Here is a 16467-nt window from a genome sequence, read left to right on the forward strand (position 1 = left end):
GAAAGGGGGGGCCGGTCAGGCCACGTAGATGGTCTTGATGTTGGTGAACTCGTGGATGCCTTCTGCGGCGAGCTCGCGGCCAAAGCCGGAATCTTTGATGCCGCCGAAGGGCAGGCGCGGGTCGCTTTTGACGATCTCGTTGACGGCGACAAAGCCGGCGCGCAGGCGGCCGACCAGGTTGTGGCCGCGGCTGCGGCTGGTCCAGATGCTGGCGCCCAGACCGAAGTTACTTGTGTTGGCCAGCCCGATGGCCTCGTCGGTGTCGCGGGCGCGCACCACCGCGGCGACCGGGCCGAAGGTCTCTTCGGCGAAGGCGGGCATCTCCGGGGTCACATCGACGAGGAGCGTGGGGGCGTAGAAGTAGCCGGGGCGGTCGAGAGGCTCCCCGCCAACCAGGCAGCGCGCGCCCTGGCGCAGGCTGCGCTTGACCTGCTTATGCAGCTCGTCGCGAAGATCTTTTCGGGCCATCGGCCCCACGTCGATGGCTTCGTCGTGGGGATCACCGACCTTGAGCGCTTCGATGGCGCTTTTAAAACGCGCGATGAACGCGTCGTAGATGGCCTCCTCGACGATGAAGCGTTTGGCGGCGATGCAGCTCTGGCCGTTGTTTTGAAAGCGTCCCTGGACGGCTTTTTCGACGGTGCGTTCGAGGTCGCAGTCCGCGAGCACCACAAAAGGATCGGAGCCACCCAGCTCAAGCACGCATTTTTTGAGCGATTCGCCAGCGATCGAGGCCACCTGGCGGCCGGCGCGGGTGGAGCCGGTCAGGGTCAGCGCGGCCACATCGCTGTGGCGGATGAGCTCCTCGGTTTTGCGATTGCTGATAAAAAGATGCTGGAAGGTGCCCGGCGGAAAGCCCGCCGCGTCGAAGAGTTCCACGATGTCGCGGGCGCAGCCCGGGGTGCTCGATGCGTGTTTGAGCAGGGCGACGTTGCCGGCCATCATCGCCGGTGCCGCAAAGCGGAAGACCTGCCACAGCGGGAAGTTCCAGGGCATGATCGCCAGCACCACCCCTAAGGGCTCATAGGTGACGTAGGAGTCGGAGGCCTCCGTCTCGATGTGGCGGGCTTCGAGCAGGGTGCCGGCGTGGTCGGCAAAATACTCACAGGCCCAGGCGCATTTCTCGACCTCGGCGCGGGCCTGGGCGATGGGTTTGCCCATCTCGTCGGTCATGCGCCGGCTTAAGTGGGAGATGCCGCGGCGAAGTTCCTCGGCCAGCAGTCGGAAGTGGCGCGCACGCTCGACGATGGGGGTGTGGCGCCAGCGCTCAAAGCCCTCGCGCGCGGCGTTGAGGCGCTCGACGACCTCGTCGTTGGTATGGTCGGGGAACTCCGCGATGAGCTCTTCGGTGGTGGGGTTGATCGCGCGCATGGGGACCTCGGTTGAAAGCATGGGACATCCTATCAGCTGATGGGGCCAATCTAATCGCAGCGGCCCGGGGCACAACCGAGCCTCGCGGGGGCCCCGCGCTCATGAAAAGGACCTCAGTGACGCTCGGGGTGGTCGCGAAGCGCGCTGAGGGCGGAGGGGGAGAGTTCGTCGAGAAGTTCTGGGGCCGAGAGGCGCGCGCCCTCGGGCACCCAGCCCAGGCTGTGCGCCAGCAGTCCGATGATCGCCGGGGCGTCGAGACCTCGCTCGCGAAGCACATCCAGCGCATCGGAGCCGTCGCGTTTGGAGAGACGCTCGCCAGCTTCATCGCGCATCAGCGGCACGTGCCAGAAGCGGGGGGGCGGCTGGTCAAACGCCTCAAAGAGCGCGATCTGGCGCGCGGTGGAGTCGAGCAGGTCGTCACCCCGCACCACATCGCTGATGCCCATCAACGCGTCATCCAGGACGACGGCGAGCTGGTAGGCGAAGATGTCGTCGGCCCGGCGCAGCACGAAGTCGCCGACGTCTTCAGCCAGATGCTGGCGCTGCACCCCGCAGATGAGGTCTTCAAAGACAACCTCGCGCTCGCCGGCCACAAAACGCCAGGCGGGAGGGCGATCGGGGCGCTCCTGCTGGCGGGCTTCGCGCTCCGAGGCGCTTAAATGGCGGCAGCTGCCCGGGTAGATGATGCCACCGGGGCCGTGAGGGGCGCTGGCGGCCTCGGCGATGTCTTTGCGGGAGCAATAGCAAGGGTAGACCAGGCCCCGGGCTTGCAGGCGCAGCAGCGCGGCCTGGTAGAGCCCCACACGCTCCGACTGATTGTAGGGGCCGGCCGGACCTCCGAGCTCCGGGCCTTCGTCCCAGTCGAGGCCCAGCCAGCGCAGGTCGTCGAGGATCTTTTCTGCGCTGCCCTCACGCACCCGAGGCTGGTCGAGATCTTCGATGCGCATCACAAAACGCGCACCGGCCTGGCGGGCCTGCAGCCAGGCGACCAGCGCGGTGCGCAGGTTGCCGGTGTGCAGGTCGCCGGTGGGGCTTGGGGCGTAGCGCCCGGCGGGGCCCTGACGGCGAAGATCAGCGGCGCGCTCAAAGAGAGGATCGAGGTCGGGCAGGGGCATGGGCGAGGTGGGGGGCTGAAAGGAGAAGGGCAGCGACGGCGCGTAGTATAGACGCAATCGCTGCGCTGCCCACCTGCACATTCCGCCGCACGGAATTCGGCCCCGCTTCGCCTCAGCGACGGATGTCTCTCAGCGTCGGGTGGGAAACGAGGAGCTGGGCGCCGGGGTGTCGGGGGCGACCCGCGGCGCCGGCGACGTTCTGGCAGGAGGGGCGTCGGCTTCGTCGGCTTCGTCGGAGGCGTCGGCTTCATCGGAGGCGTCTTCGGCGCTCTTCGGATCGGTGCTGGCCGGAGTCAACGCGTCGGCGTCTTCGGCGGAGGTCGGAGATGATGCGGCCTCGGCCGCGTTGTCTTCGGCCGGGGCGTCGGCGCGGGCGGGGGGCTCGTCGCTCTCGCAGGTGGCGCGCACCGGGCAGAACTCCTGACTTTTGCCGTCGAGGTAGCTCTGAGGCGGCATGCGCGCAAAGGTGTGCTCGGGGCGCAGGCGAAAGCGTCCCGAGGGAATGTGCTCTTCGGCGGCGGCCATCGCCGCGACCGAATCGTCAAAAGGTCCAAGAAGGCGTGCGGTGGGGGCTTCAAAACGCTCGATGGCCACCTCGCGCAGCTCGGCGGCCTGGCCGAAGCGCCCGCCGGCGCTCTCGACCTCCACGGTGGTGGTCTCACCGGTGGTGTGGCGCACGTCGCTTATGCTCACCAGAAGCACGCCGTAGAAGGGGCCGTTATGCGGGGGGCTCAGGTCCTGGCGGGTATAGCTGACGATCATCGCGCCGCTTAAGTTGTTGTCGGGGCGAAAGGCGCAGAGCTGCTCGGTGCGCAGCACCCGGATGGGACCGCGCTCCTCCAGGGCGATCTCGACGGCGGCCAGCTCCATATCATGGAGGCCCACAAAGAGGCGGTCGCCGCGGCGGGCGTCGTGGCTTGCGAAGAGCGCGAAGAGCGGGGTGTGGGCGTTGGGGCGCTCGGCGAAAAAGCAGTGGGCGGCGTGGGTATCTCGTCCGCGCAGCGGGCGGTGTGCGATGCCCTCGGTGATCACCGGATCGACCGAAACGGTATGCCAGCCCAGGCGCCCCTCGTAGGTGGTCCGGGCGCTGCTGAGCTGCTCAGGCTCGCGCCAGGGATGCTCGGGGCGGGAGCCGTGGGCAACCTCGCGGATCGGTGGCGGCATGGTGCCTTCGTAGCGCATGCGCTGGGCGATGGCGGCCTGCTCGGCGGCCAGGTGCACCACAAGCTCGGCGCGTCGAAGCGGGGGCTGAATGCACTCCGCGCAGCGTACCTCCTCGGGCTCTGGGGGGGCGCTGGCGCAGCTCAACCCGCCACTGGCAAGGAGCAGCGCGCAGCAGAGCGTGGCGAGCACGATCGGAGCGTGACGTGGCATGGTCTCCCCCTTTAAAAAAGTTCTTCGGCCTGCACCCGGGCGCTTCGTCTGTGTGGGGCTAACGTGTTGAGCCTACAGGGAAAATTAATCACGTGCTCCCGGGCGAAAAATGCAGGGTGAGGGATTGACCGCGCCCCTGGCGAGCGCAAGATCGCGCCACGCGAAGCAGTCTTGTGTCGCGGGCATTCAACGGTCTGGCCGCAGGGGAGACACGCATGATTTTGATCACGGGACGACGCGCTCCACAGGTGCCTCAGGTGCTGAAGGAGCAGGGCTTTGAGGTGGAGATTCGCGACGGTGCAACGCCGGAGCATGCCTCCTCGGGGCAGGATGGTTTTGATGCGAAGGGGGAGGCGGAGGTGGTGGTGATTGAGGGCGATGCCCGCACGCTTGAGCGTGTTTTGAGCGCATCGCGAGAGGTGAAGCCGCGCAGCTCCCGCGCGCTGCGCGTGGCCTTTACCTACAACATCAAACGGGGCATCGCCGGGGATCAAGAAGCCGAGTTCGACTCGCCGCGCACCATCTCGGCGATCGTCGAGGCCTTGCAGGGCTGGGGCTATGAGGTGGTGCCCATTGAGGCGGGCCCCGACCTTCCAGCGCGCCTCGACGCGGTGGCGCCCGACCTTGTGTTCAACATCGCCGAGGGCTGGCACGGGCGCAGCCGCGAGAGCCAGGTGCCGGCGATGCTGGAGTACCGCGGCATTCCCTTTGTGGGCAGCGATTCGGTGTCGATCGCGCTGACCCTCGACAAGGTCCTGGCCAAGCGCCTGGTGGCCTCGGCCGGGCTCGACACGCCGGCCTTTCAGGTGTTTCGGGCCGCCGATGAGCCGCTCAACCCGGCGCTCGCGTTTCCGCTGATCGTCAAGCCGGCCTGTGAGGGTTCGAGCAAGGGCATCGGTGAGGGCGCGGTGGTGCATGATGAGGAGGCGCTGCGCGCTCGGGTGCGCCATCTGCGCGAGCGCTACAACCAGCCCGCCCTGGTGGAGGCGTACATCAGCGGGCGAGAGTTCACGGTGGCGGTGATCGGAAACGGTCAGGATCCCTGTGTGCTGCCGGTGCTGGAGGTGGCGTTTAATGAGGCTGCCGGCGAGTTTCCGGTCTACAGCTACGAGATCAAGCAGGAGATCGTGGCCGGAGCGCGCTATCTCTGCCCGGCGCCGATCGACGGGGAGCTGGCCGAGCGTCTGGCGCGCCGCGCCCGCGAGGTCTTTGGCGCGCTGGAGCTGCGCGACCTGGCGCGGGTGGATTTTCGCCTGGCTGACGACGGTACGATTCACTTCCTGGAGGTCAACCCGCTGCCGGGGCTCACGCCCGACTACAGCGATGTATGCCTGATCGCCTCGGCCGCCGGGCTGACCTACCAGACGCTCGTGGGCCATCTGATGCGCGCGGCGCTCACGCGGATGGGATTTCCCGAAGAGGCGATGCCCGGTGTGGTGCCGCTCTCGACGCTGGCTGCAGGCGTGGGCCTGGGGGAGGCCGTGGGTTGAGCGAGCAGGTAAGCCTCAGACCCCGCGGCCGCAGGCCGCGGGCGCGCGAAGCCGGCGTGCGCATCGGGCGGCTCCCCTGCGGGCCGCTCAACGCCATCACCGACGTGGCCGGCGTCAAAGTGGGGCATCGCACCCTGATGTCCTACGACGGCCAGGTGCGCAGCGGCGTCACCGCGATCTTGCCCAACGACAACCCCTATGAGGAGCGCGTCATCGGCGGGAGCTTTACGCTCAACGGCGCTGGCGAGGTCTCCGGGCTTGTGCAGGTCAACGAGTGGGGGCTGCTCGAGACGCCGATCTGCCTCACAAACACCTTAAGCGTGGGCGTGGTGCAAGACGCGGTGGTGCAGTGGATGGTGCGCCGCCACCCCGAGATCGGCCGCAGGGGCGATGTGCCGATTCCCCTTGTTGGCGAGTGCGACGACTCCTGGCTCAACGACATCGCCGGCGGTCACCTGCGCGCCCAGCACGTCTTTGAGGCGCTCGATCGCGCACGCGGCGGCCGGGTGCGCGAGGGCAACGTCGGCGGGGGCACGGGCATGATCACCTGCGACTTTAAAGCCGGCGTGGGCACCTCCTCGCGGCGTTTTGGTCCGCCGGAGATGAGCTACACCCTGGGGGTGCTCGTGCAGTCGAATTTCGGGGTGATGAACGATCTGCGCATCGCCGGGGTGCCCGTGGGCCAGGTGCTTGAGCGCGATTATGAGGGCTACGACCGCCGCCGGGTGAACTACGGCAGCATCATCGTGGTCTTTGCCACCGACGCGCCGCTTTTACCCAAACAGCTTGAGCGCATCGCCAAACGCTGCGCGCTGGGCCTGGGGCGCGTGGGCAGCATGGCCGCACACGGCTCCGGGGAGATCATTCTGGGGTTTTCGACCACCAACATCGTGCCGCGCCACCCGGTGGGCTGGACCGGCTCGCTGGTCTATGTGCACGACCAGCACACCCGCGACCTCTACGAGGCCGCCATCGAGGCCACCGAAGAGGCCGTGGTCAACAGCCTCTTCGCCGCCGAGTCGATGTCGGGCTTTCTGGGCCGCTATGTGCCCTCACTTCCCCTCGACGACGTCCGCCAGATCATGGCCTCCCGCGGCTGCTGATTTTCTCAATCAGGGAGGAAGGTGTGGTCAGGCGTTGTGGTGAAAACACAACAACGCCTGAGCGCCTGATTGAAATAACCTGATTGAAAATCATTGGAAATTAGCGATCGCTGGCGGCTTCCAGGTTCAGGCCGCCGGGGGAGGCGTAGGAGACGTGGCAGGCGTAGCCGTAGCCCACCACGCCAAAAGGCTCGTCGGCGCTGAGCGTGTGGAAGCCGGCGTCGACCTCCAGCGTGGCGACCTCAAAGCGGCCGCGGCTTCCCACAAGCGCCCAGCGCGAAGCGGGGATGGGCTCTCCGTCGATGCGCACCTCCTGACCGGTGGGCACGATGATGTTGAGGTAGTCCCGCTCGTAATTCTGAGGGGTGAGCACGATGTAGTTGTCGCGGAACTGGTCGGTGGGCACGCCCGCCGACATCGCCGGGTCGCCGATGCCGGTGGGGTTGTTGAAGTCGATGCCCTCGTTGCACTCCCGCGGGATGCCCAGCCAGTTGGAGCCGACCATGTATTGCATCAGGGCGACGGGCTTGCTGGCGCCGAGCTCGAAATGCTCGCGGGCCTCAAACTGGCGCCATTCGCCGGCCTGAAGCGTGCGGCCGTGCACGCCATCGATGGGCGGGTCGGTCTGGAGCTGGGTGCCGTCTTCCGCCGCGATCACCCGCCAGACGTCGGGCTCGGGCTGGGAGCCCACCGCGCGCGGGCTGAACTTGGAGCCCACATAACGCGTGCCCCAGGCCTCCACCGGCAGCAGCACCGACTCGATGTGGTCGCAGCGGTTCACGCCGAGCACGACGTTGCCGCATTGGTGGCCTCCGAAGACGGTGATGGGCTGCTCGGCGATGATATGCGTGCCGGTCAGATCGGGGCAGGGGGAGGTCTGCTCGGGCGGCCCGTCGGGGGAGGCCAGGCAGCCTTCCTGCTGCGCGGCGCTGAGCTCCACACCGGAGGTCGACAGGTTCAGCGACTGCCCCGGAGCGAGCGTAAAGACGCGTTCTTCGCCGGCGGGGATCGCCGGCACCCCCGGTCCGCTGATCACCTCCGCCGAGGGGGTGATGCGCACTTCGTTGGGCTGGTTGGTGGAGTTGACGATCGTCAGGTAGCCGCGGATGCGCGTGGCCCCTCCGCGGAAGTACCAGCTCATGCCAAAGTACTCGCGGCCCACCGAGTTGGTCGGAAGCAGGAGGGTGCCGTCGTTGGAGTAGACGTCGACGTTGTTGAGCGGGTTGAACTGGTGGGCGACCACCGGAATCGAGCTCGTGACGCGGATGGCGTGGTCGTCAAAGATGCGCGTGCCGCTGTGATCGTAGCCCACCGGAATTGAGAAAATGCGCGCCTCCCCGGGAGGGATGGTCGTATCAAAAGGCTGGCCTTCGCTGTCGTTGAGGAGCTCGCGGCTTGTGGCGCCCTCAAAAAGGCGCACCCGGGCGTCGAGCTCCTCGTTGGGGTTGGTGATGACGATGGCGTGGGGCTGGCTCAACGCCTCTTCGAAGTTATCGAGGTCGGCCGACCAGTACTCGCAGCCGATGTAGCTGGAGACCTTGGTGGAGATCTCGCAGAGCTCCTCGCAGGCCCCGTCAAAGCATTCGGTGCCGGTGGGGCAGCGCTGGCCGGGCACGTAGGCGCCGGCCTCGTTGCAGACTTCGAGTTGATCGCGGCCCAGGCAGCGGTTGATGCCCGCCTGGCACTCGGGCTGGCCGCAGCGCCCCTCCTCGCAGGTGGCGCCGCCGGGGCACTCCGCCTCGCGCCAGGCGGTGCCGGTGGCGTTGCAGAAGCGCTGCAGGCCCTCATCGGTGCAGGCATCAAAGGCGCCGGGCTCGCAGAGCTGGTCGGTGCAGCGGGCCGAGGCCGCGTCGCAGCGAAGCTCCCCCTCGCAGAGGGTCGTCTCCCAGCCGGTGGCGTCGGCGCGGCAGACTTCCAGCGTCACCGCGTCATCGCAGCGCGCCTCCCCGGGCACACACACGGTGGCCGTGTCACCGGCGTCACCCGTGGTGTCGGCGTCGTCCGGGCTGGAGGCGTCGGGGCCCTCGGTGGGGTCGACCGGGGAGGAGCAGCCGGCGGCAAGGAGCGCGGCCAGCATCAGCGGGAGAAGCGTTGAGAGTGGTAAGCGCACGTTAAACCCTGGTGGTGGAAACAAAAACACGCGGCCTGCCACCAAACAGTGCAGGCCGCGTGCTTTATGCCGTGGGGCGCCCACCTGCCTGGCGCCCGTCTGAGAGGAGGCGCCCCGGCGAAGAGACGCCGGGCGTAGGATCAGGCCGGGGTCTTCGCCGAGGATTCGGGCGTGCGCCGCTTGGGCGCGTCGGCCGGCGCTTTTTCAGCGTTTTTCTCGGTGGCCGGGCTGGCGGGCTTTCCCGCCTCGGCACCGCCCTGCTTAAAGCTCTCGGCCGGGGGGTGGTGGTAGGCCGGGTCCATCAGGCATTCGCGCATCGTCGTGACGAGCTTGCCGATGTGGTAGCCGTCGTAGCAGCGGTGATCGAGCGTGAACGAGGAGCTCATCACGTCGGCCACCTTGACCTTTCCGTCGACCACCGCCGGGGCCTGGTAGACCGCCCCGGGAAGGAGCACCAGCGGGGTGCGCGAGGCCGGCACCAGCGGCGCAAGCCCCAGGCGGATATTAAAGGGGGCGCAGTTGGTGACCATGCCGCTTCCAAAGGGATCGTCGCGGATGCCCAGCTTGCCCAGGTCAATCGGCACCGCGAAGGTCAGCATATCGACCATGCGCATCACCGCCGGAAGCAGCAGCGGCGGAATCTTATCGATCATCGACTTGGTCTGCTCGATCTCCTCGTCCTGCCCCTTGCGCACGCGCGTGGCGCGGGTGTGCAGGTACTCGGCGATCTCGACGATCGAGAGGCGATCGGCGTTGCGGATCTTCACCCCGCTCAAATCCGCGTCCTTGCCGTCGCCCCCGGCCACGGCCACCTGACAGAAAATATCGATGTTCTCGCGCTGCAGCACGCGGTTGCCGACCACAATCACGTTGAGCTCGGGGTAGAGCGAGAACATGATCGCCATCGATTTGACGAGGTACGCCGTCATCGTGATCTTCTGGCCCGAGTACGCGCTGACCTCCTCCAGGTAGGTGAGGATCTTGTCGGCCGGGTGGGTCTCGTGGCCGTAGACGGTGGGGTCGGAGGGGCGGTTCCACATGCCCACCGAGAGCTTTCGCCACGACGAGGTGCGGGTGGGTTTCTTCCAGAGTTTGGCCATCGGGGGCTCCCGTGTGCAGCGCCGAGCGGGTCGGCGGCGTTGGTAAAGGACGAATCAGCAGCGCGGCGAATGTAGCGGCCGGACTCGCCAGCATCAAGGGAATCGGCACGCGCACAGGGTGATGCCTGGCGAGTGGTGACGAAGGGGGGCTGAAGCTCGTGGGGCGGTCTGCGTCGAGGTGATGAAGGCCGGTCGAAGCCTGTCAGATGGTGTTCGTCGAGGTGACGAGCGGCAAAAACTACCCATAAGGGGGTCTTCTGCGAAGTGACGAAGGGGGTCTTAAGAGCTTCGGAGGGGCTTCGTCGAGGTGACGAGCGGTAGAAATTACCCATAAGGGGGTATTCTGCGAAGTGACGAAGGGGGTCTTAAGGGCTTCGGAGAGGGTTCGTCGCGTTGACGAAGGGGGCTCAAGGGCTTCGGGGGGCTTTTATCGATTCACGTCGGGGGAGGCCGGCGAGGGGGAGGGGCGGGGAGGTTGAAGCGCGCTATGCCCGGCCGGTAGTCTGATCGGACTCGTTCTGTTTGGAAGAATCGAAAATTTCGCGCGCGGTAGCGGGCGCGACGAGGCGATGATGCGAAGCGGTCCATGGGGTGCAATGGTGTTGGCGGGGCTGCTGGTTCTGGGAGCCGGCTGGGGATGCGGGGCGGAAACGCCCGGGGTGGAGGCGCCACCGGCGGTGGTGCGGGCGTTATGGAATCCGACCTCTGGCGAGCTTCCGACCCCCACCGATCTTTTGCGCGACGCGGAGCGGGGGCAGCTGGCCCTGCCGGTGGGCGATGAGCTCTCGGAGGCGGAGCGGGAGTTTCGCACCTACCTCAACCGGCTCGACGCCTACCCTTTGAGCAGCGCGATGCGTTTTCCCCTCTCGGGGCCGGTGCAGGAGAGCTCGCTTCTGGGGGCGGTGGTGATGGTCGAAGAGCCCGGGATGCGCAGCGTCGCAGTGCGCCCGCGTTATGACGCGGAGCTTGAGGCGGTGGTCGTGGAGCTGGCCGAGGGCGAAGCGCTCTTGCCGGGGAGACGCTACACCCTGGGGCTTCGGGGCTACGAGGGGGGCGCGAAGGGGGCGGCCGGGGAGCAGCTTGTGGCCGACGCCGCGTTTTATCTTTTGCGCAGCGAGGAGCGGCTCATGGATCACCCCGACGCGCTCCCCGGGGCGACACGCGCCGAGCGCGAGGCGCTGGCCGCTGAGCTCACGGCGCTGCAGGAGGATTACATCCCGGCGATGGGGGTGCTGGCCTCCCGGGGCATTCCGCGAGACGCGATCGCGGCGATGACGCAGTTTACGACGACCAGCCTGCCGGCCATCGCCTTTGATAGCGCGTCGGGTCGGGTGCCTCTGCCCAACGCGCTGCTCACCGACGAGGCCGGTCGGGTGGCGCTGCCGGTGGACGCGAGCGACACGCGTGAGCGGGCCGAGATCCTGCGCGGGCTCAACGGCTACGACGGGTTCGCGATCTCCGGGGCGATGCGGGTTCAGAGCACAGCGAGTTTTGGGGAAGGGGTGGGGCAGGGCGCGGAGCTGCGGGTTTTTCGCTTAAGGGAAAGCGGGCGCTGGGAGGAGGTCGTGGACCTGGAGCGGGGGCGTTTTGATGACGCCTCCACCCTCTGGGTGCGCCCGCGTCTGACGCTGGAGCCTCAGACGACCTACGCCTATGTGGTGGCGGGTGACGTGCCGGCGGCCGACGGTCGGGCGCATCGGCCGCAGCCCCTGGGCGCGATGCTGATGATGGAGGCGCCGCTGGTGACAGGCGGTCGCTCGGAGCTCGGCGTGCTCACCGACTCGGAGGCGCAGCGCCTGGAGCCTGTGCGCGCCGAGGTCGACAGCTTGCTCCGCCAGCTGGAGGCCGAGGAGGGGCTCAATCGCAGCACGCTGGCGGCGGCCGTGCCCTTTAAAACAGCGTCGTCGGCCAGCACGCTGCTCGCGCGCCGCCAGAAGCTCTACGACGACGAGGTGCGCACCTCGGTGATCAACCTCGAGGTCACCGAGCCCTCCGGGGGCACTCGCCTCTTGCTCAACAGCGTCGATGCGGTGGTGCGCGGTCAGATGTTTATCGCCGACCACCTCGACCCGGCCACCCGCGCCTTTTACCCGGATGGGCGCTACGAGGAGCGCGCGGTGGATTTTGTGATGACCTTGCCGAAAGACGTCTCGGTGGCCGAGCCCCTGCCGGTGGTGCTCTTTGGCCACGGGCTGATGACGAGCCGCGAGCTTCTGTACTTGATCGCCGAGCCCCTGGCCGCCGCTGGCTACGCGGCCTTCGCGCTGGACTTGCCCTACCACGGAGAGCGGGCGGTATGCCTGAGCGATATGAACTGCGAGGGCGACGCCACCTGCGACGCGCTCGGCCAGTGTCTCTATGCCGATGGCAGCCGGGGGCGAGTCAACCGGGTGGAGGTGCCCTGGCTTTTGAGCCTGGGCAATCAATTCGATGAGCTTCTCTCGTACCCGAGCACCAGCGGCGCGGTGTTTATCGATATGGAGAGCCTTTTTGGCACCCGCGACCACTTTGCCCAGGCCGTGCTCGATTTGCAGCAGGCCGTGCGCGTCTTGCAGAGCGACGCGCTGGAGCAGGCCATCGTCGACACCACCGGGCTGTGGGTGGGCGATGAGATCGTGTATCTGGGCATGAGCCTCGGGGGCATCCTGGGGTCATCGCTCTCGGCGGTGGAGCCCGCGATCGACGACTTTGTACTCAACGTGCCCGCCGCCGATCTGGTGCGCATCATTGAACACTCGACGTCCTTTGAGACGGCGTTTGAGCACGCGCTGCACGTCCGCGGCATCGAGCATGGGAGCGACGCCTACATCGAGTTTGTGCAGGCCCTGCGCTGGATTCTCGACCCGGTCGACCCGCTCAACCTTGTGCAGCACACCCTTCTGCAACCTTTGCCCGGGCATCCGGCGCGACGCGTGTTGATTCAGATGGCCTCTGGCGACCGGGTGGTGCCCAATGAGGGCACCCGGGCGCTCTCGGAGCGCATGGGGGTGACGATCACGGAGTATGATCCGGGGCTGACCGACCACGGGTTTTTGTTCAATCCCAACCCGCTGGCCTACGGCTCGCGCACGGCGCGCGAGGATGTCGTGGAGTTTTTCGATCAGAGGTGAGTGTGACTGGATGGTGGCCTGACGGAACGAGAGCAAGGGGAGCGGGGATGAGGGCAGAGAGTGAGAAGCGAGCGGGCGTCTGGGTTCTGAGCGCGGCGGCGTTGGGGCTGGTGTGTCTGTGGGGCTCGCCGGCGCTGGCCGGCGGCTATGCGCAGGGCACCCAGGGTGCGGCCTCGGCGGGGGTGGCCGGCGCGATGACAGCGAGGCCCGATACGCCGGAGGCTGCCTTTTATAATCCGGCCGGGCTGGCGTTGCGTCCGGGCTGGGGGGCGATGGTGGGGAGCGGTGCGATCTTCCCGACCCTCTTTCACGTGGATCCGCAGGGTGGGGAGCGTACCCGCGCCGAGAACGATCTGGCGCTGGTGCCTCATCTGCACGCGGGCTGGCGTCCCGGGGAGCGCTGGGCGGTGGGCTTGAGCGTGGGCCTGCCTTACGGGAGCAGCCTGCGCTGGCCCGAGAACTGGGAGGGGCGCTTTGAGGCGCAGGCGGTGAGTCTGCGAGCCTTTGAGGCGGCGCCTTCGCTGGCGCTTCGGCCGACAAAGTGGCTCGCGATCGGCGCGGGGCCGCGGGTGATGCTGGGCACCCTGAGCCTTGGGAGGCAGATCGACGTGGCCCGCAGTGGCGAGGAGGCCCGTGTGGACCTCTCGGCCAACGCCTGGGGCCTTGGAGCGCAGGTGGGCGTGTGGGTGGCGCCCACCCGTCGCTTAAGCTTCGGCCTGAGCTGGCGCTCGACCGTGCGCCTGAATTTCTCGGGCGTCGCCGATTTTAGCGATGTGCCCCCGGAGCTCTCCGAGCAGGCCCGCGATACCCCCTTCACCACCACCATCGTGCTCCCGGACCGCATCGTGCTCGGTGGCGCCTGGGAGCTCGGAGCCGACGCCATCGTCAGCCTGGACGTGGAGTACAACCGCTGGAGCACCAACGAGCGCTTTGAGGTCGACTTCGACGACGCGCAGGTCGACGACATCGATGACGCCCGAAACTGGCGCGACACCTTCGGCATGCGCGTCGGCGTCGAATACGCCTCCCCTTTTGGCGGCCTCGTCATGCGCTCCGGCTTCGCCATCGACCCCTCGCCGGCCCCTCCCGAAGCCATCAGCCCGGCCCAGCCCGACACCGACCGCTACATCGCATCTCTGGGCGTCGCGTACGATGTCGACGAGCACCTCCAGGTCAACCTGGCGTACAACTACGTGATCTTAAGCCAGAACGCCGCCGGCGCCGACGCCTACCCGGGCATCTACGACGGCTTTGCGCATGTGCTGGTGTTGAGTTTGCTGGCGAAGTAGGGGGGCGATGCGTCGACGTGGTGGTGTCTTGACACAAAACATCCCCGGGGCGACCGTTGCGCAACATCACGCAACACCACCCCCGGGAGGACGTCCATGACACAGGCCGACAACACCCCCGAGCGCGGCTACTCCGAGCGCTTCGATGACGCCTTTCGCTGCGCGAGCAGCTGGCACCGCGCGCAGACCCGAAAGGGCAAACAGACCCCCTACATCAACCACCTGATGGCCGTGGCCGCGCTTGTGGGCAGCAACGGCGGCAGCGAAGACCAGGTCATCGCCGCGCTCCTGCACGACGCCATCGAAGATTGCGTCGGCGAGATCCCCGACATCGCCGCGCAGATTGGCGAGCGCTTCGGGGCCGATGTGCTCTTTATCGTCGAGGGCTGCACCGACGCCTACGAAGACCCCAAGCCCCCCTGGCAGCCCCGCAAAGAAGCCTACCTGGCCCACCTGCGCGAGCTCCCCGACGACTCCCCCATCCTGCTCGTCTCGTTGGCCGATAAGGTGCACAACGCCTCCTCGATCGTACGGGACCTGCAGCAGCTGGGTGACGCGCTCTGGGAGCGTTTTTCGGCCAGCAAAGCGCAGTCGCTCTGGTACTACCGCAGCCTGGCCGAGATCTTTGAGGCGAAGATGCCCGGGTACCTGAGCGGGGAGCTTAAGAGGTTGGTGGGGGAGATGGGGCGCGGCTGAGCGTTCGACATGCTCTTAAGAGCCTGCGCTCCGCCTCCCACTTGCCCCCCACCTTCCCCCTTTGCTAGTTAACCCATCGATCCGCACAACGTCGCGCGCCGCTTGAGCTTCATGCTCGCTACGATCGCCCCACAGGTCTTGAAACCCCGGTGGGTGGCGATCGCCGGAGCGGGCGGCGCATGCTGTGTTCTCAGATCGCGATGGCCGGTGCGCGCGGCCGCGACGGCTTATATGGGTATCAGGAGAGGAGTAAATGATGAGGATGTGTGGGAAGGTCGGGCGCGCTGCGCTCGTGGCATGCGTGTTGGCAGGTGTGGCGGGTTGCGCCGACGGCGGCTTCTTTGGGGGTTCGGGAGATGACGACATTCGCGTCGACACGCGCCCCGACACAGGCAACCTCCTCGACGCTGGCGAGGATGCCGGCGAGGTAGGGGACGACGCCGGCAACCTCCCGGACGCCGACGACGAGCCCGATACCAACACCGAGCCCGACACCAACACCGAGCCGGATGCCGACATCGTGCCGGAGCCGACCTGCGCCGACATCCTCGACACCTCGTCGACCTGGACCGTGCCCCTTGTGGGCCAGGCGCAACTCTGGGCGCGTGCCGCCTTCGATGGGGAGGGCGTGTGGGTGGCCTACGTGCAGCGCCCCGGCGAGTCCGGCACGCCGGAGCGGGTCTACGCCGCAAAAATGGGATGCGACGCCGAGCTTCTGGTCGAACCCTTTGAGGTGTCCACCTCGCCAGACGCGCGCAGCACTCAGGCGTCGTTGGCCGTCAGTGAGACGACGCTTTTTGTGGTCTGGAGCGAAGATGACCTCGAGGGCACCATCCGCGCGCGTACCTTCGATCTCGACGGTACGCCGCGCCAGGCCGAGTCTTTTGTGGTGACGCCCATTCTCAACTCCGGCGACGTCATCAACACCATCTGGCAGCCCGACGTCGCTGTCCTCGAAAACAACGAAGCCATACTCGCCGCCTCCGCCCTCACCCCCGAAGGTGCGCGCCTGGTGCTTCAGCGCTTTAACGCCGATGGTGAGCGCCTGCTCGACGGGTTTTTTCCCTATCCGGTCGACCTCTACGGTGAGCAGGTCAACCCGAGCGTGGCCGCAGACGCAAACCGACTCATCACCATGAGCTTTGTGGGCGGCTCCTCCGACGCCCCTCGGGTCTACCACGGCCAGATCCTGGCGGGTGAAACCAAAGCCACGCCCGCCCAGGCCATCGTCGCCCACCCTGCCATCGATCTGAACCGAGGAGGCCGCCTCTCCAAAGCCCAGAACAACGGCCGCCACTGGCTGGCGTACAGCGGAGGGGTGGGCTTTGGCAACGACATCATCGTCAAAGACGGCTCCCGTATGAGCGCTGGCAGTGACACGATCTCCAGCGCCATCGCCAACCGCGAGGCGCTCCTGGGCGACGTGGCCGCAAGCCCCACCGGCGGTGCGGTGGCCTGGATCACCCGCCAGTCCGGCGGCACCGCCGTCAACGTGCATGCGCGCCGCTTTCTCGCCAGCGCGTCGGGCGACTTCACCTCCCAGGCCGGCCGCGTCGACCTGCACAGCGGCGACCAGGCCCGGATGCCCTACGGCGTGAGCATCGACCACGTGGCCGGCTCGGTCTACGTGGTGCTCTGGGGTCAGGGCGCCGCTCCCAATACGCAGAGGGTGCAGGGGCGTTTTGTGAATCTCAATTGAGCGTGATCAG

Annotated in this window: 11 protein-coding genes; 6 read left to right on the top strand and 5 right to left on the bottom strand. The window is 67.3% G+C overall.

What is annotated here, in order from left to right:
- Window positions 1-15: 15 nt before the first annotated feature.
- The 3 genes from EA187_RS11920 to EA187_RS11930 form a co-directional block, all read right to left on the bottom strand.
- A complete protein-coding gene (locus EA187_RS11920) occupies window positions 16-1371 on the bottom strand; it encodes an NAD-dependent succinate-semialdehyde dehydrogenase (protein WP_127780389.1) in 1356 nt (451 codons plus the stop codon).
- Window positions 1372-1484: 113 nt separating this feature from the next.
- Window positions 1485-2486 (bottom strand): tRNA glutamyl-Q(34) synthetase GluQRS, encoded by a 1002-nt coding sequence (gene gluQRS, locus EA187_RS11925; RefSeq protein WP_164856223.1) that lies wholly within the window; start codon window positions 2484-2486, stop codon window positions 1485-1487.
- A gap of 129 nt (window positions 2487-2615) precedes the next feature.
- Window positions 2616-3860 carry a hypothetical protein gene (locus EA187_RS11930; RefSeq protein WP_127780391.1) on the bottom strand — a complete coding sequence of 415 codons (1245 nt, stop codon included), beginning with the start codon at window positions 3858-3860 and terminating at the stop codon, window positions 2616-2618.
- A gap of 215 nt (window positions 3861-4075) precedes the next feature.
- On the opposite strand from EA187_RS11930, the gene EA187_RS11935 reads away from it, so the two are divergent.
- Together EA187_RS11935 and EA187_RS11940 are read left to right on the top strand one after the other, a co-directional pair.
- On the top strand, window positions 4076-5350 hold the full coding sequence (locus tag EA187_RS11935) for a D-alanine--D-alanine ligase family protein (RefSeq protein WP_115605099.1): 1275 nt from the start codon (window positions 4076-4078) through the stop codon (window positions 5348-5350).
- Entirely contained in the window at window positions 5347-6453 is a 1107-nt protein-coding gene (locus EA187_RS11940; protein WP_206524294.1) for a DmpA family aminopeptidase, read from the top strand. The genes EA187_RS11935 and EA187_RS11940 overlap by 4 nt, the downstream gene beginning before the upstream one ends.
- A 100-nt stretch (window positions 6454-6553) precedes the next feature.
- On the opposite strand, the gene EA187_RS11945 is transcribed toward EA187_RS11940, so the two are convergent.
- Complete coding sequence (locus tag EA187_RS11945) at window positions 6554-8563, bottom strand: IgGFc-binding protein (RefSeq protein ID WP_127780392.1); 2010 nt, start codon at window positions 8561-8563, stop codon at window positions 6554-6556.
- 140 nt (window positions 8564-8703) lie between these two features.
- Entirely contained in the window at window positions 8704-9663 is a 960-nt protein-coding gene (locus EA187_RS11950) for a 2-oxo acid dehydrogenase subunit E2 (protein WP_127780393.1), read from the bottom strand.
- Window positions 9664-10235: 572 nt separating this feature from the next.
- Between EA187_RS11950 and EA187_RS11955 the strand changes: the two genes are divergently transcribed.
- The 4 genes from EA187_RS11955 (at window position 10236) to EA187_RS11970 (ending at window position 16457) form a co-directional block, all read left to right on the top strand.
- Entirely contained in the window at window positions 10236-12773 is a 2538-nt protein-coding gene (locus EA187_RS11955; RefSeq protein WP_127780394.1) for an alpha/beta hydrolase family protein, read from the top strand.
- A 47-nt stretch (window positions 12774-12820) separates the two neighbouring features.
- Window positions 12821-14062 carry an OmpP1/FadL family transporter gene (locus tag EA187_RS11960; RefSeq protein WP_127780395.1) on the top strand — a complete coding sequence of 414 codons (1242 nt, stop codon included), beginning with the start codon at window positions 12821-12823 and terminating at the stop codon, window positions 14060-14062.
- A 96-nt stretch (window positions 14063-14158) separates the two neighbouring features.
- Window positions 14159-14758 carry an HD domain-containing protein gene (locus EA187_RS11965; protein ID WP_127780396.1) on the top strand — a complete coding sequence of 200 codons (600 nt, stop codon included), beginning with the start codon at window positions 14159-14161 and terminating at the stop codon, window positions 14756-14758.
- Window positions 14759-15011: 253 nt separating this feature from the next.
- The gene (locus EA187_RS11970; RefSeq protein ID WP_127780397.1) at window positions 15012-16457 is read left to right on the top strand and encodes a hypothetical protein; all 1446 of its coding nucleotides are present in this window, start codon (window positions 15012-15014) and stop codon (window positions 16455-16457) included.
- Window positions 16458-16467 lie beyond the last annotated feature (10 nt).

This window comes from Lujinxingia sediminis (assembly GCF_004005565.1).
Lineage (GTDB): Bacteria > Myxococcota_A > Bradymonadia > Bradymonadales > Bradymonadaceae > Lujinxingia > Lujinxingia sediminis.